Consider the following 18,919-nt stretch of genomic DNA (forward strand, 5'->3'; position numbering starts at 1 on the left):
CCTTAATGAATTTTGCTGCCCAGGGTCACCACGCCGTCCGCTTTTTCGCGGCCCAGCCAACTGGTCCAACCGAGGCGACAGGCGTTCTGCTCACCGATGCGCAGTTCGCGGATTTCTTCCTGGCGCAAGACCAGGCGGATGTCGTAATCGAGCGGGTCACGCAAGGTGAACCGCACCAACGCGCAGAGCGGCTGGTAACCGAAACCGATCGGCAGGAATTCATGGAATCGCTGCCAGTCGAGTTCGGTGATGTGAATGCGGAATTTGCCGCTGCGGTCGCGCACGTGCTCGCCGAGCACCAGGTCTTCACCGAGCATGCTGTTGGCGCGGCCCAAACGATTGCGCTGCTCTTCGAGAATTTCCACGCGGCGCTCGATGCACTGCTCGATGACCAGGTCTTCGTGCTTGAAGTAGTAACGCAGCACGGCTTCGATCAACGCTGCCGAGTGCGCCCGCAAGCTGAGCAAACCGAGGTACGGCAGCAGGCGTTTCCAGTTGAGTTCCTTGGCCTTGCGAATCTCGTCGCCGCCCAGACCGATCAGGGCAAACAGTTGCGAGGAAAACGGGTCAATCGCGCCGCTCTGGAAGCTCGCGCGGTAACGATACTTGCGCCAGATCGGCAGCATCAGCCGTTGCAGGCGATGGTGGAACAGGTCGAGGAAGTTACGCGTCGGGTTGCCGTCTTCACTGTCGCCCAAGGCTTGTTCGCCATAGAACGCCGGCAACGGCGAGCCGGAACCGACCAGGCCGATCAGGTTGAAACGCATGCGCGCGCGCATCTGCCCGTGCTCTTCGAAGAACTCCACGCGATCGACGTCGCTGCGCGGAAAACCGAGGCTCGGGTTGGCCTGGAACTCGACCTGATCGTACAGATCGTCTTCGCTCAGATGCGGGTGTGCCTCGCGCAGCCGGTCGATCACCAGCAGCACGGCCTGAAACAGCGAGTACTCGCGTATTACCTTGGTCAGCCCGCTTAAAGCAGGGGCTGCAGGCCCATACGTGGTGTCCATTGGTACACCTCTCCCTGTGTGCTTTTTACCCGCAGCTCATGGAATGAATTGAGACTGGCGTAAAGCGCGAAAAACTCGTTAAGAACCGAGGCGAAAACGAACAGGTCGCCTTCGCCGATATACCCTTCCGGGTCGATGGTCAGTTCGGTGCGCAAACCGCGCACCGGCAAACCACGGTGCAAGCGGTCGACGTGGTGATGCTTGATGTGCTTGAGGCCGCCGAGCAGGCGTTTGCTGACCTTCTCCGCGTGCTGGTCGTAGTAGCGCGGCAAGTCGTAGGTTTCGAGAATCACCTTCAACGCATTGACGTCCGCCAGCGACAGATAGTTAAGCGACATGTTGCTGATCAGCTTCCACAGGAAGTCACGGTTCAGCGGCGGCGCGAAACTGGAAGTCGCTGGGGTGATGTTGCGGAAACTGAGGAACTCCGGCGTCTCTTCGCAGGCCATGCAGATGTCGCCGAGCTTGAGCTTGCGCGGCAGGTTCTGGTTGGTGCACATCAACTCAATCGACAGGGTTTCGTGGGCTTCGGTGTGGCGGATGCCAAAGCTCAGGTAGGTGTCGAGGCCGTCGTGCAACAGCGAAGAGCGCTGGCGAATGCTGTAGTGCGGACGGCTGTTGGGCACGTCGAAACTCGGGTCGTGCTCGAAGGATTCGAACGGCACGTATTCCTGATAACCGAGACCGCCGGGCTTCCAGCCAGTGACGGTTTCCACCGAGAACACGCCGCAGTTTTCCAGATCGAATTCCGCCGGCAGCAGCAGGTATTCGTCCTGCTTGCCATCGAGGCGAATCGGCAGTGCATCGTGGGCGAACAGGTTGGCAATCGGCGTGCAAAACAGCTTCACGTTATCCAGCGTCGGACGCATGCGCATGATGCCGCTCTTGCGAATATCGAAGCGCAATTCGAGGCCGCGCATCTGCTTGAGCGTGTCTTCCGGCAGCGCATTGATGATGTCCAGACCGTTGACGTCGACGAACAGGAATTTGTCCTGGAAGGCGAAGTATTCCTGCAGGTAGCGATAGCCACGGAAGGTGTTCAGCGGATACGGGATCAACGCTTCTTCTTCGGCAAAGCCCACCGGTTTGACCCGATCACCGGGAATCTTGAACGCCATCGGCTTGCCGCTAACGCCATCAATCGGTTTGCCGGCACCGTCGAGCGGGATCAGCTCGATACCTTCGAGGTTGCGCAGCAGGCTCAGGTAAAGCATCTGGCTGATGTAGCGCTCGCCGGCAAAGTGCAGGCGCAGCTTGCTCAGTTCCAGCTCACCGAGGTGGCCGTCGGCGCTCATTTCCAGACGCAGGCTGAGCAGCGAACCGTCGCCCTTCACCGAGTAATTCAGCGCGGCCAGATCCAGCGGCAGCACTTCAGTTGGATAGCAGGTGCGGAAGCGGCAACGAACGTCTTCGATCGGCTTGCTTTCAATCGGCGTATCACGCTCGACGCGCAGCGCCGGCCCGGAACGCTTGAGCGGATCGAACTGCAAGATGCTGAACGCCGGCAGCGGGCGCATGTAGTTCGGCCACAGCAATTGCATCAACGAATGGCTGAGTTCCGGCAGCTCGTCATCGAGCTTCTGGCGCAGACGCCCGGTCAGAAACGCAAAGCCTTCGAGCAACCGCTCCACATCCGGATCCCGCCCGGCCTGCCCCAGATACGGTGCCAGCGCCGGACTACGCTCGGCGAAACGGCGACCGAGTTGGCGCAGTGCGGTGAGTTCGCTTTGGTAGTAGTGGTTAAAGGACACGGGTTACCTGCCTGGTAGTGGAGCTCATTTAAAAAAACAGCAGAACGGTTCATGCGGGCTAGGAACTCCCCGCGGGCAACGTCGGCAATGACGCCCGACAGTCATGCTTCAACTTTTCTTTTTGAAAAAAAAAGGCGATCCATTAACTGGCCAGCGAATATCGCCGCAAAAGTCAGAACGCCACCCATCAATGTGTAAGCCATCGCGCGGACGGGGTAGTGAGGCAAAAAATAGTACAAAATAAGCGCAAGCATAAATGAGACAAAGAGGACTTTTAATTTCAGCTTGGGGATAAAAAAAGTTATAGCGTTCATCACCACGAAATACTGAACCATTAGATCTGGCGTCATACCGATGCCGATACCTCTCGATGTCAATCCCCCATAAATTTCGATATATACGTCGACACCGTAGTTATGCAGCGGAATATACAGAGCACACACTATCAGATGCGGAATACAGCCAATTAAGCGACGAGCTTTCATTTATTCCAAGTCCCGTACTGATCCATATCGCCTTGCGAAATGGGATTTATCAACTTCGCATTTGATACAGGCACATAAGGTGCGTCAGTAAGTTCAATTGTGTGCGGGATACCTTTATCGTATACCGTGTCTTTTTTCACAACTAACTTGCAGTTTTCTTTTGCCCACAATATCCCTCGTAAAATGATGAAGTTATCGTAAACGTCTTTCGGTCCTCGCTCTGCTCCGGTATAGGCTTTGCCGTCGCCCCAGGTCACACCCGTTTCACCAGCCAGCTTTATTGCGAGTTCTACCTGCTTTGTTTCTCGCAGATACTTTCTATAGGTGTTAACCGCAAACGGCACTTGGCCAATGCCATCAGTCCAATAGGGTTTATCCTCCATGAACACCATCAAAAACTCAGCGCCGCCCACTGCGCGGAATTTCCAGTCACCCGGCATTCCGGAGTGAAAAGTGAAGGAAAACCGGTCAACGATTGCAAAGTCGATCAACTCCTGCCAAGTAACATGTTTATAAGCCGCATTCGACTCTGTTCCGGCCTGCGTTGTCTCTGGGTTGATCCAGACAAGCTCTCTGTAATATCGGGCCAACGGTTCGAACCACTGGCCCTTTTCTGCGTACAGTTTCTCCGCGGTGATGATTCTGAATGGAGAGTCATCCTTACCCGGTTTCAAGGCGAAGAGAGGCACACCACTTTTTCGCGTAATAATCCAGGCCACCGGAAGATCAACTGCCTTAGGCTTTGTATCCTTGCTCTCAGTTGTTTCGGCAAGAACTTTTAGTGTAGTCACCTGATCCTGAGTCACAAAGGTGTAAGCGACACCATCAATGTTGATTATGGTCTCCATACTTACTAGTCCGCCGAAATGTATATAGTTACAGGTTCTGCCGTCTTTCCAGTTGAAAAACCACCTGACATGCCTGTTGACGTTGAGCCTGTTTTCTCAATCCCGCTATCAGATCGCATGGTGTAGTTTAAATTTTCAACCGTTCTTCCATCTGCGGTTTTGAATTCAAAGACACGATTGAATATTCCAGGAATGATGATCGGCTCCGGCGGCACAAATGGCGCCGGCGAATGCGAATTGCCAATAATCACCGTCCCTGATCCAGCCGTAACCTTGTTGCCATGCGTACCCACCGAATCAACCGTCGCAGCAGGTTTGCCGTTGATCAACACAGTGGTCGCCAAGCCGCCGGACATCGCACCACCACACGCCGAGGCATCGCCTTGGCGGGCGGCCGCGAGGCCGTCGAAGAACACGTCGCCGGAACCGGCGGCGATCGGGTTGGTGCCGTGGCCTGGTAGTGGGCAAGCGGTGGGGTCGGATACACGTGCCGCGGGTTTGCCAGACATCGGGGTTCTCCTTAGTTGACCTTGGCTTGATGACTGTTCATTTCTTGAGCACACACCGGAATATTCCAGCCCTCGTAACCCGTCGCTGTCGGGTAGATCGCGTGACCGTATACCCACTGCGAGCGTTCATCGGTGGTGAACTCGTTCTGCCAGAGCAGCCATTCGGATGACTTCAGCAATGTGCCGTCTTTTGCATAAACGCGGAAAAATGCTTCGCTGGCAAACAGCTTGAAAATCATTCCCGGTATGCCGACGGCCGAATACTGCGGAATGTAGGAGCGGATGAAGCACGTACCCGCATCGTTCCAGTCAGTGGAATACTCGTGAGCCAGCCGTGCCGCCGTCGTTTTCACGTAACAGGCAGCTGAAACCAGGGCAGCAGCCGTCAGGGCGAGAAATAGCAACACGCCACGCCCCCACTTCGCCAACGCACCCGGATTCACGGCGCTCCCTCGCATGGTCCTAATTCACCTTCACTTGTCCGCTGCCATCCAGGCGCGCGGAAAAACTGACCTGACGCTTGAACCCTTCAACTTCCAGCAAGCCTTCAATGCTGAAGGCCAGGCGAAGCTGATCGTGGTCACGCGGCAGGGAAATGACACGCACGTTGCTCAGGCGCGGTTCGTAGGCTTCGATGAAGCTTTCGATGGCCAGGCGGGCCTGACTCAGGGAATCGTGCAGGCTCAGGCGCATGTCATTGAGATCGGGCAACCCGTAGTCGGACAGCGTTTGCACGCTGCCGGCCCGGGTGCTGAGCATTTTGGCCAGATGGGCAGCCACAGACGCCATGGCTGAAGCCTCGAGGCTCCTGCCTTTGCGCTGTTCCGCATCGCCGTTGAGGCGTTCGAAAAGACTGCCGTATCCGTCCATGAGTCGCTCTTACTCTTTGTCCAGCTTGCCAACCAGCGACAGGGTGAAATCGGCACCCATGTACTTGAAGTGCGGACGCACGTTCAAGCTCACGCGGTACCAGCCCGGCTCGCCTTCAACGTCGCTGACGATCACTTGCGCAGCGCGCAGCGGACGACGGCCACGCACTTCGGCGCTCGGGTTTTCCTGGTCGGCAACGTACTGGCGGATCCACTTGTTCAGTTCCAGCTCGAGGTCGGTACGTTCTTTCCACGAACCGAGTTGCTCGCGCTGCAGCACTTTCAAGTAGTGAGCCAAGCGGTTGACGATCATCATGTACGGCAGTTGGGTGCCGAGCTTGTAGTTCAGCTCTGCAGCCTTGCCTTCAGCGCTGATGCCGAAGAACTTCGGCTTCTGCACCGAGCTGGCGGAGAAGAACGCCGCGTTGTCGGAGCCTTTACGCATGGTCAGGGAGATGAAGCCTTCCTCGGCCAGTTCGTATTCACGACGGTCGGAAACCAGAACTTCAGTAGGAATCTTGGTTTCGATTTCGCCCATGCTTTCGAAATGGTGCAGAGGCAGATCTTCAACCGCGCCACCGCTCTGTGGGCCGATGATGTTCGGGCACCAGCGGAATTTGGCGAAGCTGTCGGTCAGCTTGGTGCCGAACGCGTAAGCGGTATTGCCCCACAGGTAGTGCTCGTGGCTGTTGGCAACGGTTTCCTTGTACACGAACGATTTGACCGGGTTTTCTTCCGGATCGTACGGGTTACGCAGCAGGAAACGCGGCACGGTCAGGCCAACGTAGCGGGAGTCTTCCGAAGTACGGAAGCTCTGCCATTTGGCGAATTGCGGGCCTTCGAAGTGGTCTTTCAGATCTTTCAGATCCGGCAGGCCGGTGAAGCTTTCCAGACCGAAGAACTTCGGACCGGCAGCAGCGATGAACGGCGCGTGGGACATGCACGAAACGCTGGCCACGTACTGCATCAGCTTGACGTCTGGCGAGCTTGGAGACATGTAGTAGTTAGCGATGATCGCGCCCACAGGCTGACCACCAAACTGGCCGTATTCAGCGGTGTAAATGTGCTTGTAAAGGCCCGACTGCATGACTTCCGGCGAATCTTCGAAATCGTCCAGCAGGTCTTCTTTCGAGACGTTGAGGATTTCGATCTTGATGTTTTCGCGGAAGTTGGTGCGGTCGACCAGCAACTGCAGACCACGCCACGACGATTCCAGGGCCTGGAAATCCGGGTGGTGCAGGATCTCGTCCATCTGACGGCTGAGCTTGGCATCGATCTCGGCGATCATGCGGTCAACCATGGCTTTCTTGACCGGCTCACCGTTGTTCTGCGGTTTGAGCAGTTCTTCGATGAACGCCGACACACCGCGCTTGGCGATGTCGTAGGCTTCGTCGTCCGGAGTCAGACGGGTTTCGGCGATGATGCTGTCGAGAATGCTGTATTCGCCGCCGGCGGCGCTCTTCTCTTGTGCTGCGCTAGTGCTCATTGTGTTGGCTTCCTTGGCTGGAGTCTCAGGCGTCCGGGGCTGCGGCGTTCAGGCCCAGCTCACCGAGTACGCGACCGCGGGATTCGTCGTCGGCGAGCACGCCTTCGATCGCTTTACGGAACGCAGGTGCGTTACCCAGCGGGCCTTTGAGGGCCACCAGCGCATCGCGCAGTTCCATCAGTTTTTTCAGCTCAGGCACTTGCTCGACCAGGCTGGCCGGGTTGAAGTCCTTCATCGAATTGACGCGCAGTTGCACAGCCAGCTCGTCGGCCTCGCCATCTTCCTGCAGACGGTTCGGCACGCTCAGCGTCAGACCCAGTTCTTGCTTGGCCAACACTTCGTCGAAGGTCATCTTGTCGATGCTGATCGGCTTGCGATCTTCGATTTTGCGATCGTCCTTGCGGTGGGTGTAGTCACCGATTGCCAGCAGCTTCAGCGGCAGTTCAATCTCTTCCTGAGCACCGCCGGTGGCGGGTTTGAAGGTGACGTTGATGCGTTCCTTGGGGGCTACCGAGCCTTCTTTGGCCATGGCTTTTCTCCTTGCGGTTGTGGCCCTGGGGCCTATTCGAGTACCACTTCGAGATCGAGGTGGCACAGCCTGCGATAAATCTCTTCCTTGCGTTCACGTACGGCATGGTTCTGCGGCAACAACTCGCAGCAGCTATGCAGTAAATGCAGCACTTCCAATGCAAGATCGGGCTCCCAGGCGTGCAGGCCTGAGTCCTGTAATGTCTGATCGAGGGTTTCCAGTTGGTTCTTGGCCAGTTCGTATTTCTTGGCCATGAAGCACAGGCGCGCGAGGGCGAACTGCCAAAAGAAGCGTTCGCGACCGCCGTGGGCCGACTGCAAGCCTTGCTTGAGCGTCTGCACGGCAGGCTTCAGGCCTTCCTTGCGCAGCAGCGGCAGGACTTCTTCGAGGGCCTTTTCCCAGGCCGGCTGGGTTTCGACGTTTTCGCTTTCGACCTTGCGCGGCGCGCTGGCGCTTTGCAGATGCGGCATGACGTTGGCGGCGATCCACGCCCGGGTGGACGGATCGGCAAACGGCGCGCCGTCATGGAAGCGCAACTCGACGATGCCGGGCAGCCGTTGAACCAAAAGCGCGAAGTGGATTTCCACTTCGCGCATTGCCAACTCGGCGTTGAGGTTCTGGAGACATTCCCAGACCATCCTCTGGCCATCGAACCAGAACGGCGCCTTCGCCAGGCTCGCCTCCAGTTCCACCAGCAGGTCGGCGTATTTGCCCTGATCGAAACGGTCCTGATAAAGCTTGAGTTTTTCCAGCGGCAAGCCGCGCAGCACGGTGATCTGCTCGGCGTTGCGCTCGGGTACGGCGTCGATGGTCATCCACAGCAGCGTGCGGTTCAGGCGCAGGGCACGCAGGTCGGTGGCTTTCTGTTTGAGCCACCACGCACAAAGTGGACGAGCGCTTTCCTGTTGGGCGCGCAGGGCCTTATGCGCTTCTCGTTCGTTGTCGATCGGCGCGCCAGGAGTGAGCAACTGGCTCGCGGCCTGTTTGACTTGCGCCACCGCCGCACCGACCACACCGGGAGCCGGCTGATTGTCGGCAGCGCGCTGGATCATGGTCTTCAGGCGACGGGAGATCGGCAGCAGCAGCGGCGAGTCATCGCCCAAATGCTCAGCACACGCCGCTTCGAGACCGGACAGGTGCTCGGACAGCTGCCGGAACATCGGCAACTGCTCTTTGATCGCAATATTTTCGGTAATGACCTGCTCGAGACGTGGCACCAGCCAGCCAATGGCGGCGGCTCGGGTGCGGGATTTGAGCGGGTGAACGTCGGCCCAGTTGTGTTCCGACAGGTGGTGTAGCAACCCGAGGCCGGCAAGGAGGCCGGGGAAGGATTCGCGCTGGTACAGCGACCACGTCAGCCAGGCGCCGACACGCAGATCCTTGGATTGGGTACGCAGAAGATTTTCGCTGTTTTCGCGAATTTTCAGCCAGTCGATCTGCCCGCTTTCGTGCATCGACGAGGCTTTGGCCAGCTCGCTTTCCAGCGCCTCGAATTCGCTCGAGAAACGAACGTCTTCGCCCGCGAAATTCTCTTTGGAAACAGAGACTTTAGCGAGTTCGAGGTAATGGGCGGAAAGTTTGCTTGAGTAGGACATCCATGGCCTTTATTAAGGATTACAGTCAGGCGCCTATTGGAGTTGCGGCGGCGCGGGACAGTATCAAAGAGCGGTGCAACGGACTCATCCAATTGAGTTGTGCTCTTTCAAGTGGGCGCATCGTAATCACTATGATGGCCACTAGCAAGCATCTGATTAAACAACAAGACGAAGTGTTCATTGGGGTCTGTAGGAGATTGCCCTATATGCCGCAAGGGAATCCCTGAGAGTCATTTATATTCACCGCATTTCCCTGCCTCCTGCCAAAACCCTGAGCTAGAGCGCTCCGACCCACCTATTGGGCATCCTGCCTTACGCCCGTCTCTATACACGGCGGCAAGCATGACAACTCTTGAAAAAAATAGAAGTAGGAATGTTCCGAAAACTCACGGGCTTATTTGAACAATTCCGCGAAGACAATGGCGAAGCAAAAAAGTGCCATCAATTTGATGGCAAAGAATTGTATGAAACTATCAAATTACCGGAAATACTGCACATTGGTGCTAACTCAATAGTTATCGAATCAGCCACCAGCGGGCATTTCCGCCCGTTTACACAACACCTTACAATGCGGATCTTTCTGACACCTGTCGCAAACACTTCTTACATCAGCCGCAAGAAAGCTTTTATACATCTGCCGCTGGAGCCAAAGCCCACATCGAAAATACCGCGCCCTTTCTGGAGCCGGAAGGAGACTCAACACATGGAATTGAAAACGCTTTTTCTTGCCACGCTGATTTGGCTTCCCGCCACCCAAGCATCCGCGGACACCCCCTCACTGGACGGCCATTACTACCTGGTCGGCGCCATGGAAATGGGCGCTGAATTGCTGCTGCGCAAGGACGGCACCTTTGACGCGGGCGTGGCGTATGGGAGTGCCGACGGTTTTGCCAAAGGCACCTGGCAGGTGGACAAGGAAATACTGACGCTGAAAAGCGCAACGAAGCCTGCTTCCGATAACGATCTGTCTGTCCTGTTTCAGGATCTGCAATTAGCCATCGAACCCAACTGCCTGGCCGTAGACTTCGGCAATGGCAAAGCCTGCTTCCGCCGCCAATAACCAGGCTTGCAGCCACAAAAAATGGGCACCCGACCGCAATCGGTGTGCCCATTTTTTATGACGGTGTTCCCCCCGCTATCCAGGGGATCCGCCGCACTTATGGATTGACGCTGTCTTTCAACGATTTGCCTGGCTTGAACGCAACGGTGTTGCTGGCCTTGATTTTCACCGGCTCGCCGGTTTGCGGGTTTTTGCCGGTGCGAGCGCCGCGGTGGCGTTGCAGGAAGGTGCCGAAGCCTACCAGCGTCACGCTGTCCTTGCGGTGCAGAGCGCCGGTGATTTCTTCGAGAACGGCGTTGAGTACGCGGTTGGCCTGTTCTTTGGTCAGGTCTGCTTTTTCAGCGATTGCAGCGGCGAGTTCTGGTTTACGCATTAGTGAAGCCCCTTTGACGGTTTTTTGTTGTTATGTCCGTGCTGTTCTCGTTGGAACAGCGCCCAAGGCGCCGCAGGCTCTACTCTGCGGCAGACGGGAGTGAGAATGGCACGCGGACAAGGCCTGCGCCAGTCTCACTACGACCTTTGTGGGGGCAAACGCGGGGTGATTCCGACAGAACGACCGGTATTTACGCCAGCAGGGCCGGAAGCTGTTTGTTCAGCGCGAGTTTTTCCATGACGGCGGCACCGGTCAGCGCATAGCCGAGCAACTGACCGTCGGCGCTGTGGCACAGGGCCTTGATGTTGGCGCCTTGCCCTTCAACGCTCCAAACGCCTTCGCTACCGCGTGGCGGCGGCGAAACCACCAACGGGCAAACCGGGGTTTTCACGGTGATCGGCATCGGGCCGTAGCTAACGGCAGTAGGGTTTCCGGCGAGGGTTTGTGCCAGCGCTCGCGCACAGCTCATGAGGGGCATCACGTACAGCAGATTCAGCCCATCGACTTCGGCGCAGTCACCCAAGGCATAGATATTGGCGTGGGAAGTCTTCAGATGGCGATCCACCACGACGCCGCGATTGACCTGCACGCCCGCAGCGGCCGCCAGATCGATGCGTGGGCGCAGGCCAATCGCCGACACCACCACGTCGCACGGGATGACCTGACCGTCGGACAGGTGCGCTTCCAGACCGTCAGCGACTTTCTGCAGGCGGGTCAGCACCGGACCGAGGTGGAATTTCGCACCGAGACTCTCCAGCCCGGCCTGCACGGCTGCGGCAGCCGCCGGGTGCAGCAGGGTCGGCATGACTTGTTCGCACGGCGCCACCAGTTGCACTTCGTAGCCACCGAGGATGAGGTCGTTGGCGAATTCGCAGCCGATCAGGCCGGCGCCCAGCAACAGCACGCGGCGTTTGCCGGCCGCTGCCGCACGGAAACGCGCGTAGTCTTCGAGATCGTTGATCGGGAACACCAGATCGGCGCCATCGCCTTCGATCGGCACGCGTACGGTTTCCGCGCCCCAGGCGAGAATCAGGTCGCGATAGCTCACAGCTTCTTCACCGATCCACAGACGCTTGTGGCCCGCGTCGATGCCGCTGATGCGTGTGTGCGTGCGCACTTCGGCCTTCAATTGCTCGGCCATGGCGCCGGGTTCGGCCATGCTCAGGCCGTCGGCGTCCTTGTTCTTGCCGAATCCGGTGGAGAGCATCGGCTTGGAGTAAGAGCGCCCGTCATCGGCGGTGATCAACAGCAGCGGGGTTTCGCTGTCGAGTTTGCGAAACTCACGGGCCAGGTTATAGCCCGCCAGGCCAGTGCCTACGATGACGACAGGTGCGCTCATGCTTACTCCCAGAATTTGCTTAGTTGATTTCGATCATTTCGAAGTCCATCTTGCCGACGCCGCAGTCCGGGCACAGCCAGTCTTCCGGCACGTCCTGCCACAGGGTGCCCGGCGCAATGCCGTCATCCGGCCAGCCGTCGGCTTCGTTGTAGATCAGGCCGCAGACCACACATTGCCACTTTTTCATTCAGGTACTTCCTCAGGGTTCAGGCTTATTGCCGGCGCGGATGGTCGATGGGTGTTGCGCTGCCATCCGGCTCAGGGCGTTTTGTACTGATGGAGCCGGGCAGATGCAAGCCTGTTCGGCGCAATGGCGACCCGGAGCAATCAATACCGGCGCCCGCCATGTTAAGCTCGCCGCCTCATTTGCGGCCAATAATGACTCATTGTGCAACAGACAAATTCCTCCCCGGCCCCGCTCTGGCTGCCCCAAAGCCAACTGACGCCCCTCCCCGATTCGTTGACGCTGGACTGGCTGTTCGACGAAGGCTCCCTGACCCGCCGACTCACCCGTTTATCCAACGATGGCTTCAGCGTGACACCGTTGTTCGAAGGTTGGGACACCTTGCGCGCCGACGAATGCGCCGCGCTGGATCTGGCCGAAGGCAGCGAAGGCTGGGTGCGCGAAGTGTATTTGCACGGCCACGGTGAAGCTTGGGTCTTCGCCCGCAGCGTGGCCTCGCGCGCCGCCCTGCAGGGCGACGGTTTGCACATGGACGAATTGGGCAGTCGCTCGCTGGGGGAATTGCTGTTTTGCGATCAGGCGTTCCAGCGCCGCGCCATCGAAGTCTGCCACTACCCTGAAGCATGGCTGCCGCAAGCCGCCAAAGCGTCGAAACTGTGGGGACGTCGCTCCCGTTTCGACCGTGGTGCGTTGAGCGTACTGGTCGCGGAAATCTTCCTGCCGAGCCTGTGGAGCGCCGCCCGCGCCCATCCGGAGAATTGCTGATGTATCAGAGCCTGCTCAAGTCCCTGAACCGATTGAACCCGCGCGCGTGGGACTTCATTCAGTTGACCCGGATGGACAAGCCCATCGGCATCTATCTGCTGCTGTGGCCGACGCTGTGGGCGTTGTGGATTGCCGGCAAGGGCTCGCCGTCGCTGGCCAACGTGGTGATTTTCGTCCTCGGCGTGATCCTCACCCGTGCTGGTGGTTGCGTGATCAACGACTGGGCGGATCGCAAAGTTGATGGCCACGTCAAACGCACCGCGCAACGGCCATTGGCTGCCGGCAGAATCAGTTCGAAAGAAGCGCTGGTGTTCTTCGCGCTGTTGATGGGCGTGAGTTTTGTGCTGGTGCTGTGCACCAACGCGCCGACCATTTGGCTGTCGTTGGGCGGTCTGGCGCTGGCGTTCACGTATCCGTTCATGAAGCGCTACACCTATTACCCGCAAGTGGTGCTGGGTGCGGCGTTCTCGTGGGGCATGCCGATGGCGTTCACCGCCGAGACTGGCGAGCTGCCGGCGGCGGCGTGGTTGCTGTGGATCGCCAACCTGTTGTGGACGGTGGGTTACGACACGTACTACGCGATGACCGATCGCGATGACGATCTGAAGATTGGCGTGAAGTCGACGGCGATTCTGTTTGGCGAGGCAGACCGGGTGATCATCCTGAGTTTGCAGGCGCTGTCATTGGGCTGTCTGTTGCTGGCGGGGTCGAAGTTCGAGTTGGGGACGTGGTTCCATCTTGGCTTGCTGGTGGCTGCCGGGTGTTATGCGTGGCAGTTCTGGTACACGCGAGATCGCGACCGGATGCGCTGCTTCAAGGCGTTTTTGCACAATCACTGGGCCGGATTGGCGATTTTCGCCGGGATCGTGCTGGATTACGCATTGCGCTGACTGAAAAGATCGCAGCCTGCGGCAGCTCCTACAGGGCGTACACATTCCAATGTAGGAGCTGCCGCAGGCTGCGATCTTTTGCGGTTACTTGGCTTTGGCGACTTTCCAGGCGCCGTCCATTTTGCCTTCACCAGTCATGTCACCAGCCTTCTTGTCCATCACGAAGGTGTACAGCGGCATGCCTTGGTAGGCCCACTGCATCTTGCCATCGTCGCGTTTGATAACAGTCCAGTCACCCATCGACTTGTCACCCGCCGTCGCCATCAACGGCGGCCAGTTGGTAGCGCATTTGTCGTTGCACATCGACTTGCCACCTGAGTCCTTGGCGAAGGTGTACAGGGTCATGCCGTGGTGGTCAGTAAACATCCCGTCTTTTTCCATCGCAGGATCAGCAGCCAGTGCAAATCCAGGCAGAGTCAGGGCGGCAGCCATCAGCAGTGCTTTAAAGGAAACAGTCATTTGAGTCATGGAAACCTTCTTTTGTGGTTGTCAGGATTCGGACTTAGAGCTTAGTTCAGGATTTGCACAATCGCTGCCGGACGAAAATACTGTCACACGACTGCAATAATTCCGTTATCTAATGCGGCGCAAGACAGTTAAATGACAAGAGGATTAAGGCATGGTTGGCAGGAGCATTCTGATCGTCGACGACGAAGCGCCCATTCGCGAAATGATCGCCGTTGCGTTGGAAATGGCCGGCTATGACTGCCTCGAGGCAGAGAACTCGCAGCAGGCACACGCCATCATCGTCGACCGCAAGCCGGACCTGATCTTGCTCGACTGGATGCTGCCCGGCACCTCCGGTATCGAACTGGCGCGGCGTCTCAAGCGTGACGAGCTGACCGGAGACATCCCGATCATCATGCTCACCGCCAAGGGCGAAGAGGACAACAAGATCCAGGGTCTTGAAGTCGGCGCCGACGACTACATCACCAAACCGTTTTCCCCACGCGAACTGGTCGCCCGCCTCAAAGCCGTGCTGCGCCGCGCCGGTCCGACCGATGGCGAAGCGCCAATCGAAGTCGGTGGCCTGCTGCTCGACCCGATCAGCCACCGCGTGACCATCGACGGCAAACCTGCCGAGATGGGCCCGACCGAATACCGTCTGCTGCAATTCTTCATGACCCACCAGGAACGCGCCTACACCCGTGGCCAGTTGCTGGATCAGGTCTGGGGCGGCAACGTCTACGTTGAAGAGCGCACCGTCGACGTGCACATCCGCCGCCTGCGCAAGGCCCTCGGCGACGCCTACGAAAATCTGGTACAAACCGTGCGCGGCACCGGCTATCGGTTTTCCACCAAGGCATAAAACAGCAGCTGCAAGCGTCTAGCTACAGGCGGCAAGTTGAAGCCGATCCGCTTTAACTTGAAGCTTGTGGCTTGAAACTCGAAGCTGCGTTAAGGACGCCCCCGTGAATCAAAACTGGCATGGCACCCTGATTCGCCACATGCTGTTGCTGGTCACCGCTTGCCTGGTGATCGGCCTGATCACCGGCTATTACGGCTGGAGCCTTGCGGCGGGTCTGGGGATTTATCTGGCCTGGACACTGAAGCAATTGCTGCGCCTGCACGAATGGTTGCGCCAGCACCAACCCGACGAAGCGCCGCCCGATGGCTATGGCTTGTGGGGCGAAGTGTTCGACAGCATCTACCACCTGCAACGCCGCGACCAACGCGTGCGCGGACGCCTGCAAGCGGTGATTGACCGGGTGCAGGAGTCCACCGCTGCGCTGAAAGACGCGGTGATCATGCTCGACAGCGACGGCAACCTGGAATGGTGGAACCGCGCCGCTGAAACCCTGCTCGGCCTCAAGACCCCGCAGGACAGCGGCCAACCGGTGACCAACCTGGTGCGGCATCCGCGCTTCAAGGAATACTTCGAGCAGGACAGCTACGCCGAGCCGCTGGAAATCCCTTCGCCAACCAACGATCGCGTGCGCATTCAGCTGTACCTGACCCGCTACGGCAACAATGAACACTTGATGCTGGTGCGCGACGTCACACGCATCCATCAGCTGGAACAGATGCGCAAAGACTTCATCGCCAACGTCTCCCACGAATTGCGCACGCCGCTGACGGTGATCTGCGGCTATCTGGAAACCCTGCTCGACAACGTCGAAGAGGTTAATCCGCGCTGGAGCCGTGCCCTGCAACAGATGCAACAACAGGGCGGGCGCATGCAGACGCTGCTCAACGACTTGTTGTTGCTGGCCAAGCTGGAAGCCACCGATTACCCGTCGGACAACCAGCCCGTGCAGGTCGACACGCTGCTGCAATCGATCAAAAGCGATGCGCAGCAATTGTCCGGCACGAAGAACCAACGCATCACCCTCGAAGCCGACGCCGGTCTGCTGCTCAAGGGCAGCGAGGCGGAATTGCGCAGCGCGTTTTCCAATCTGGTGTTCAACGCGGTGAAGTACACCCCGGCCGAGGGCAACATCCGCATTCGCTGGTGGGGCGACGATCAGGGCGCGCACCTGAGCGTGCAGGATTCCGGGATCGGCATCGACAGCAAACACCTGCCGCGCCTGACCGAACGCTTCTACCGCGTCGACTCCAGCCGCAACTCCAACACCGGCGGCACCGGCCTTGGCCTGGCCATCGTCAAACACGTATTGCTGCGCCATCGCGCACGCATGGAGATCAGCAGTGTGCCCGGCCATGGCAGCACCTTCACCTGCCATTTCGCTCCGGCACAAGTGGCCAGCGCACGGACGATCAGCACCGCTGAGTAATCTCGCACTAGGCAATCGTCAGGTCAGCCGCTACATTGGCTGACTTGTGCCTGCCTTTCAGGCGCGACTTTTACCTCTCTTGAATCACACGGAACCCGCAAAACTCCATCATGGACCCTTCCCCTGGCTTGTCCCTCGCAACAATATTCGCCGATTTCGGCATGATCCTTTTTGCTCTGATCCTGGTTTTGCTCAACGGCTTTTTCGTTGCGGCAGAGTTCGCCATGGTCAAACTGCGCTCGACCCGGGTCGAGGCCATCGCTGAACAGAACGGCTGGCGCGGACACATCCTGCGCACCGTACACAGTCAGCTCGATGCGTACCTCTCGGCGTGTCAGCTCGGTATCACCCTCGCCTCTCTTGGCCTCGGCTGGGTCGGTGAGCCGGCCTTCGCGCACATTCTCGAGCCGCTGCTGAGCGCGGTCGGCGTGCAGTCGCCTGAGATCGTCAAAGGCGTGTCGTTCTTCACCGCGTTCTTCATCATTTCCTACCTGCACATCGTGGTCGGCGAACTGGCCCCGAAATCCTGGGCGATCCGCAAACCCGAGCTGCTGTCGCTGTGGACGGCGGTGCCGCTGTACCTGTTCTACTGGGCGATGTACCCGGCGATCTACCTGCTCAACGCCAGCGCCAACGCGATTCTGCGGATCGCCGGCCAGGGCGAACCCGGCCCGCACCACGAACACCATTACAGCCGCGAAGAACTGAAACTGATCCTGCACTCCAGCCGTGGCCAGGATCCGAGCGATCAGGGCATGCGTGTGCTGGCCTCGGCGGTGGAAATGGGCGAGCTGGAAGTGGTCGACTGGGCCAACTCCCGCGAAGACCTGATCACCTTGGAATTCAATGCGCCGCTGAAAGAAATCCTGGCGATGTTCCGTCGCCACAAGTTCAGCCGCTATCCGGTGTACGACAGCGAGCGCCAGGAGTTCGTCGGCCTGCTGCACATCAAGGATCTGCTGCTGGAACTGGCGGCGCTGGACCACATTCCCGAGTCGTTCAACCTGGCTGAACTGACCCGTCCGCTGGAGCGCGTGTCGCGCCATATGCCGCTGTCGCAGCTGCTGGAGCAGTTCCGCAAGGGCGGCTCGCACTTCGCGGTGGTCGAGGAGGCTGACGGCAACATCATCGGCTACCTGACCATGGAAGACGTACTGGAAGTGCTGGTCGGCGATATTCAGGACGAACACCGCAAGGCTGAGCGCGGGATCCTCGCTTATCAGCCGGGCAAACTGCTGGTGCGTGGTGACACGCCGCTGTTCAAGGTTGAACGCCTGCTGGGCATCGACCTCGACCACATCGAAGCGGAAACCCTCGCCGGGCTGATCTACGAAACCCTGAAACGGGTGCCGGAAGAGGAAGAAGTGCTGGAAGTCGAAGGTCTGCGCATCATCATCAAGAAGATGAAAGGGCCGAAGATTGTGCTGGCCAAGGTGTTGATGCTGGATTGAGTGTAATGCGGGAAACCGTGTTGCCTGCTAAGAGATCGTCCGATCGCGGCCCGAACCTTCGGCAGCTCCTACAGGGGATCGCATTCCAAATGTAGGAGCTGCCGAAGGTTCGGGCCGCGATCGGACGATCTTTTGCTTTTTACTGTTTGCCCAACGCAAAGTTGGGCAATGCCCCCAGCGGCTGCACGAACTGATACGGGATCGACACCAGCCCCTCCCCCGTATTGCGCTGCACCACAAAGTGCAGGTGCGGACCGCTGCTGTTGCCGGTATTACCGGACAGCGCCAACGGACTGCCCACCGCTACCCTTTGCCCTTCGCGCACGCTCACCGAGCCTTGCTTAAGGTGCAGATATACGCCCATGGTGCCGTCGTCATGCAGCACCCGCACAAAATTGCCGGACGCATCCGAACCGCGCCCGCTCTGTGAATTCTCGGTTTTCACCACCACTCCCGCCCGCGCGGCAATGATCGGCGTGCCTACCGGCATGGCGATGTCCATCGCATAACGATTCTTCGGCCCATAGTGGCTGTATTGGCCGTTGGCGCCCTGACTCAGACGGAACGGCCCGCCACGCCACGGCAGCGGATAGCGATAGCCCTGCGCGATGCCAGCGGGATCGCCGAGGGAATAGTGAAATTGCGGCGTGTAAACCAGCGGCTGCTTGCCAGACACCGCAGTCAGTAGCGCCAACCGTGTATTGCTGCGCGCGGGCAACACGCGATGGATGGTTTGCGCCGGCGCGCCGCGTACGTTGCTCAGGCCGGTGAATGCCAGAGCAATTTTGACCGGCGCATACAGATCGTTGCGCACGAACACCACGTCGGTGCCCTTCTGCTTTTTGATATCAAGGTACACCTGGCGCTCGAGGCGTTCGACCATGCGGTCCTGAAAGACGAACACCTGCGCGCCTTTGCTCGGACGGTCGCTGTAGGAAACCACTCCGTTGGCATCGGTGGATTTGTAGATGGTCATGGCCACAGCCGAGGTGCAGGCCATGAACAGACCACAGAAAAACAGCAGGCGCGCGAGCATGGGC

The 18,919-nt window shown here is 58.5% G+C and carries 21 protein-coding genes; 6 read left to right on the forward strand and 15 right to left on the reverse strand.

The genetic code is table 11. From position 1 onward, the window contains the following. Positions 1–2 precede the first annotated feature (2 nt). The 10 genes from tssG to tssA form a co-directional block, all read right to left on the reverse strand. Positions 3–1,010, reverse strand: a complete 1,008-nt coding sequence (gene tssG, locus AC3Y64_RS27660) for a type VI secretion system baseplate subunit TssG (RefSeq protein ID WP_489985900.1) — start codon at positions 1,008–1,010, stop codon at positions 3–5. Continuing rightward, positions 974–2,761, reverse strand: a complete 1,788-nt coding sequence (gene tssF, locus AC3Y64_RS27665; RefSeq protein ID WP_283438310.1) for a type VI secretion system baseplate subunit TssF — start codon at positions 2,759–2,761, stop codon at positions 974–976. The genes tssG and tssF overlap by 37 nt, the downstream gene beginning before the upstream one ends. 101 nt (positions 2,762–2,862) lie before the next feature. Beyond that, positions 2,863–3,246, reverse strand: a complete 384-nt coding sequence (locus AC3Y64_RS27670; protein ID WP_489985901.1) for a hypothetical protein — start codon at positions 3,244–3,246, stop codon at positions 2,863–2,865. Further along, positions 3,243–4,094 (reverse strand): hypothetical protein, encoded by an 852-nt coding sequence (locus AC3Y64_RS27675; protein WP_489985902.1) that lies wholly within the window; start codon positions 4,092–4,094, stop codon positions 3,243–3,245. Before AC3Y64_RS27675 ends, AC3Y64_RS27670 begins: the two co-directional genes overlap by 4 nt. Before the next feature lie 5 nt (positions 4,095–4,099). Further along, positions 4,100–4,603 carry a PAAR domain-containing protein gene (locus AC3Y64_RS27680; protein WP_489985903.1) on the reverse strand — a complete coding sequence of 168 codons (504 nt, stop codon included), beginning with the start codon at positions 4,601–4,603 and terminating at the stop codon, positions 4,100–4,102. A gap of 11 nt (positions 4,604–4,614) precedes the next feature. Further along, positions 4,615–5,061 (reverse strand): hypothetical protein, encoded by a 447-nt coding sequence (locus tag AC3Y64_RS27685; protein ID WP_489985904.1) that lies wholly within the window; start codon positions 5,059–5,061, stop codon positions 4,615–4,617. Between the two features lie 4 nt (positions 5,062–5,065). Next, complete coding sequence (gene tssE / locus AC3Y64_RS27690) at positions 5,066–5,473, reverse strand: type VI secretion system baseplate subunit TssE (protein WP_187677142.1); 408 nt, start codon at positions 5,471–5,473, stop codon at positions 5,066–5,068. Between the two features lie 9 nt (positions 5,474–5,482). Next, entirely contained in the window at positions 5,483–6,958 is a 1,476-nt protein-coding gene (gene tssC / locus AC3Y64_RS27695) for a type VI secretion system contractile sheath large subunit (RefSeq protein ID WP_463398313.1), read from the reverse strand. 25 nt (positions 6,959–6,983) lie between these two features. Next, positions 6,984–7,487 (reverse strand): type VI secretion system contractile sheath small subunit, encoded by a 504-nt coding sequence (tssB, locus tag AC3Y64_RS27700; protein WP_003229587.1) that lies wholly within the window; start codon positions 7,485–7,487, stop codon positions 6,984–6,986. A 32-nt stretch (positions 7,488–7,519) separates the two neighbouring features. After that, the gene (gene tssA, locus AC3Y64_RS27705; RefSeq protein WP_489985905.1) at positions 7,520–9,082 is read right to left on the reverse strand and encodes a type VI secretion system protein TssA; all 1,563 of its coding nucleotides are present in this window, start codon (positions 9,080–9,082) and stop codon (positions 7,520–7,522) included. Between the two features lie 373 nt (positions 9,083–9,455). Between tssA and AC3Y64_RS27710 the strand changes: the two genes are divergently transcribed. Next, on the forward strand, positions 9,456–10,142 hold the full coding sequence (locus AC3Y64_RS27710; RefSeq protein WP_489985906.1) for a hypothetical protein: 687 nt from the start codon (positions 9,456–9,458) through the stop codon (positions 10,140–10,142). A 97-nt stretch (positions 10,143–10,239) separates the two neighbouring features. Here AC3Y64_RS27710 and AC3Y64_RS27715 read toward each other — a convergent pair whose 3' ends face one another. From AC3Y64_RS27715 to AC3Y64_RS27725, 3 genes are all read right to left on the reverse strand, one after another. Beyond that, on the reverse strand, positions 10,240–10,515 hold the full coding sequence (locus tag AC3Y64_RS27715) for an HU family DNA-binding protein (RefSeq protein ID WP_003213368.1): 276 nt from the start codon (positions 10,513–10,515) through the stop codon (positions 10,240–10,242). A gap of 190 nt (positions 10,516–10,705) precedes the next feature. Beyond that, positions 10,706–11,854: an NAD(P)/FAD-dependent oxidoreductase gene (locus tag AC3Y64_RS27720; protein WP_489985907.1), complete on the reverse strand. Its 1,149-nt coding sequence runs from the start codon at positions 11,852–11,854 to the stop codon at positions 10,706–10,708. Positions 11,855–11,873: 19 nt separating this feature from the next. Beyond that, positions 11,874–12,041: a rubredoxin gene (locus AC3Y64_RS27725; RefSeq protein ID WP_007954349.1), complete on the reverse strand. Its 168-nt coding sequence runs from the start codon at positions 12,039–12,041 to the stop codon at positions 11,874–11,876. 201 nt (positions 12,042–12,242) lie between these two features. Between AC3Y64_RS27725 and AC3Y64_RS27730 the strand changes: the two genes are divergently transcribed. Both AC3Y64_RS27730 and ubiA read left to right on the forward strand, forming a co-directional pair. Next, positions 12,243–12,803 (forward strand): chorismate--pyruvate lyase family protein, encoded by a 561-nt coding sequence (locus AC3Y64_RS27730; protein ID WP_489985908.1) that lies wholly within the window; start codon positions 12,243–12,245, stop codon positions 12,801–12,803. Continuing rightward, entirely contained in the window at positions 12,803–13,693 is an 891-nt protein-coding gene (ubiA, locus tag AC3Y64_RS27735; protein WP_489985909.1) for a 4-hydroxybenzoate octaprenyltransferase, read from the forward strand. Before AC3Y64_RS27730 ends, ubiA begins: the two co-directional genes overlap by 1 nt. A gap of 84 nt (positions 13,694–13,777) precedes the next feature. On the opposite strand, the gene AC3Y64_RS27740 is transcribed toward ubiA, so the two are convergent. Beyond that, a complete protein-coding gene (locus AC3Y64_RS27740) occupies positions 13,778–14,161 on the reverse strand; it encodes a COG4315 family predicted lipoprotein (protein WP_489985910.1) in 384 nt (127 codons plus the stop codon). Between the two features lie 151 nt (positions 14,162–14,312). Here AC3Y64_RS27740 and phoB point away from each other — a divergent pair, with 151 nt between their 5' ends. The 3 genes from phoB to AC3Y64_RS27755 all read left to right on the forward strand — a co-directional run bounded on the left by phoB (position 14,313) and on the right by AC3Y64_RS27755 (position 17,879). Then, entirely contained in the window at positions 14,313–15,002 is a 690-nt protein-coding gene (gene phoB, locus AC3Y64_RS27745; protein ID WP_007896474.1) for a phosphate regulon transcriptional regulator PhoB, read from the forward strand. Positions 15,003–15,141: 139 nt separating this feature from the next. Next, positions 15,142–16,428, forward strand: a complete 1,287-nt coding sequence (phoR, locus tag AC3Y64_RS27750; RefSeq protein WP_489988037.1) for a phosphate regulon sensor histidine kinase PhoR — start codon at positions 15,142–15,144, stop codon at positions 16,426–16,428. A 110-nt stretch (positions 16,429–16,538) separates the two neighbouring features. Next, positions 16,539–17,879, forward strand: coding sequence for a hemolysin family protein (locus AC3Y64_RS27755; RefSeq protein ID WP_158958406.1), 1,341 nt, complete (start codon positions 16,539–16,541; stop codon positions 17,877–17,879). A 139-nt stretch (positions 17,880–18,018) separates the two neighbouring features. Here the strand turns inward: AC3Y64_RS27755 and AC3Y64_RS27760 are convergent, their stop codons facing one another. Next, the gene (locus AC3Y64_RS27760; RefSeq protein WP_158958408.1) at positions 18,019–18,915 is read right to left on the reverse strand and encodes a peptidoglycan DD-metalloendopeptidase family protein; all 897 of its coding nucleotides are present in this window, start codon (positions 18,913–18,915) and stop codon (positions 18,019–18,021) included. Positions 18,916–18,919: the final 4 nt, after the last annotated feature.

The sequence above is a fragment of the Pseudomonas sp. 4CAES_32.4 genome (assembly GCF_058136335.1).

Coding starts and splice junctions, on each gene's coding strand:
- tssG (WP_489985900.1), bottom strand. CDS start 1,010: ATGGACACCACGTATGGGCCTGCAGCCCCTGCTTTAAGCGGGCTGACC.
- AC3Y64_RS27670 (WP_489985901.1), bottom strand. CDS start 3,246: ATGAAAGCTCGTCGCTTAATTGGCTGTATTCCGCATCTGATAGTGTGT.
- AC3Y64_RS27675 (WP_489985902.1), bottom strand. CDS start 4,094: ATGGAGACCATAATCAACATTGATGGTGTCGCTTACACCTTTGTGACT.
- AC3Y64_RS27680 (WP_489985903.1), bottom strand. CDS start 4,603: ATGTCTGGCAAACCCGCGGCACGTGTATCCGACCCCACCGCTTGCCCA.
- AC3Y64_RS27685 (WP_489985904.1), bottom strand. CDS start 5,061: ATGCGAGGGAGCGCCGTGAATCCGGGTGCGTTGGCGAAGTGGGGGCGT.
- tssE (WP_187677142.1), bottom strand. CDS start 5,473: ATGGACGGATACGGCAGTCTTTTCGAACGCCTCAACGGCGATGCGGAA.
- tssC (WP_463398313.1), bottom strand. CDS start 6,958: ATGAGCACTAGCGCAGCACAAGAGAAGAGCGCCGCCGGCGGCGAATAC.
- tssB (WP_003229587.1), bottom strand. CDS start 7,487: ATGGCCAAAGAAGGCTCGGTAGCCCCCAAGGAACGCATCAACGTCACC.
- tssA (WP_489985905.1), bottom strand. CDS start 9,082: ATGTCCTACTCAAGCAAACTTTCCGCCCATTACCTCGAACTCGCTAAA.
- AC3Y64_RS27710 (WP_489985906.1), top strand. CDS start 9,456: ATGTTCCGAAAACTCACGGGCTTATTTGAACAATTCCGCGAAGACAAT.
- AC3Y64_RS27715 (WP_003213368.1), bottom strand. CDS start 10,515: ATGCGTAAACCAGAACTCGCCGCTGCAATCGCTGAAAAAGCAGACCTG.
- AC3Y64_RS27720 (WP_489985907.1), bottom strand. CDS start 11,854: ATGAGCGCACCTGTCGTCATCGTAGGCACTGGCCTGGCGGGCTATAAC.
- AC3Y64_RS27725 (WP_007954349.1), bottom strand. CDS start 12,041: ATGAAAAAGTGGCAATGTGTGGTCTGCGGCCTGATCTACAACGAAGCC.
- ubiA (WP_489985909.1), top strand. CDS start 12,803: ATGTATCAGAGCCTGCTCAAGTCCCTGAACCGATTGAACCCGCGCGCG.
- AC3Y64_RS27740 (WP_489985910.1), bottom strand. CDS start 14,161: ATGACTCAAATGACTGTTTCCTTTAAAGCACTGCTGATGGCTGCCGCC.
- phoB (WP_007896474.1), top strand. CDS start 14,313: ATGGTTGGCAGGAGCATTCTGATCGTCGACGACGAAGCGCCCATTCGC.
- phoR (WP_489988037.1), top strand. CDS start 15,142: ATGCTGTTGCTGGTCACCGCTTGCCTGGTGATCGGCCTGATCACCGGC.
- AC3Y64_RS27755 (WP_158958406.1), top strand. CDS start 16,539: ATGGACCCTTCCCCTGGCTTGTCCCTCGCAACAATATTCGCCGATTTC.
- AC3Y64_RS27760 (WP_158958408.1), bottom strand. CDS start 18,915: ATGCTCGCGCGCCTGCTGTTTTTCTGTGGTCTGTTCATGGCCTGCACC.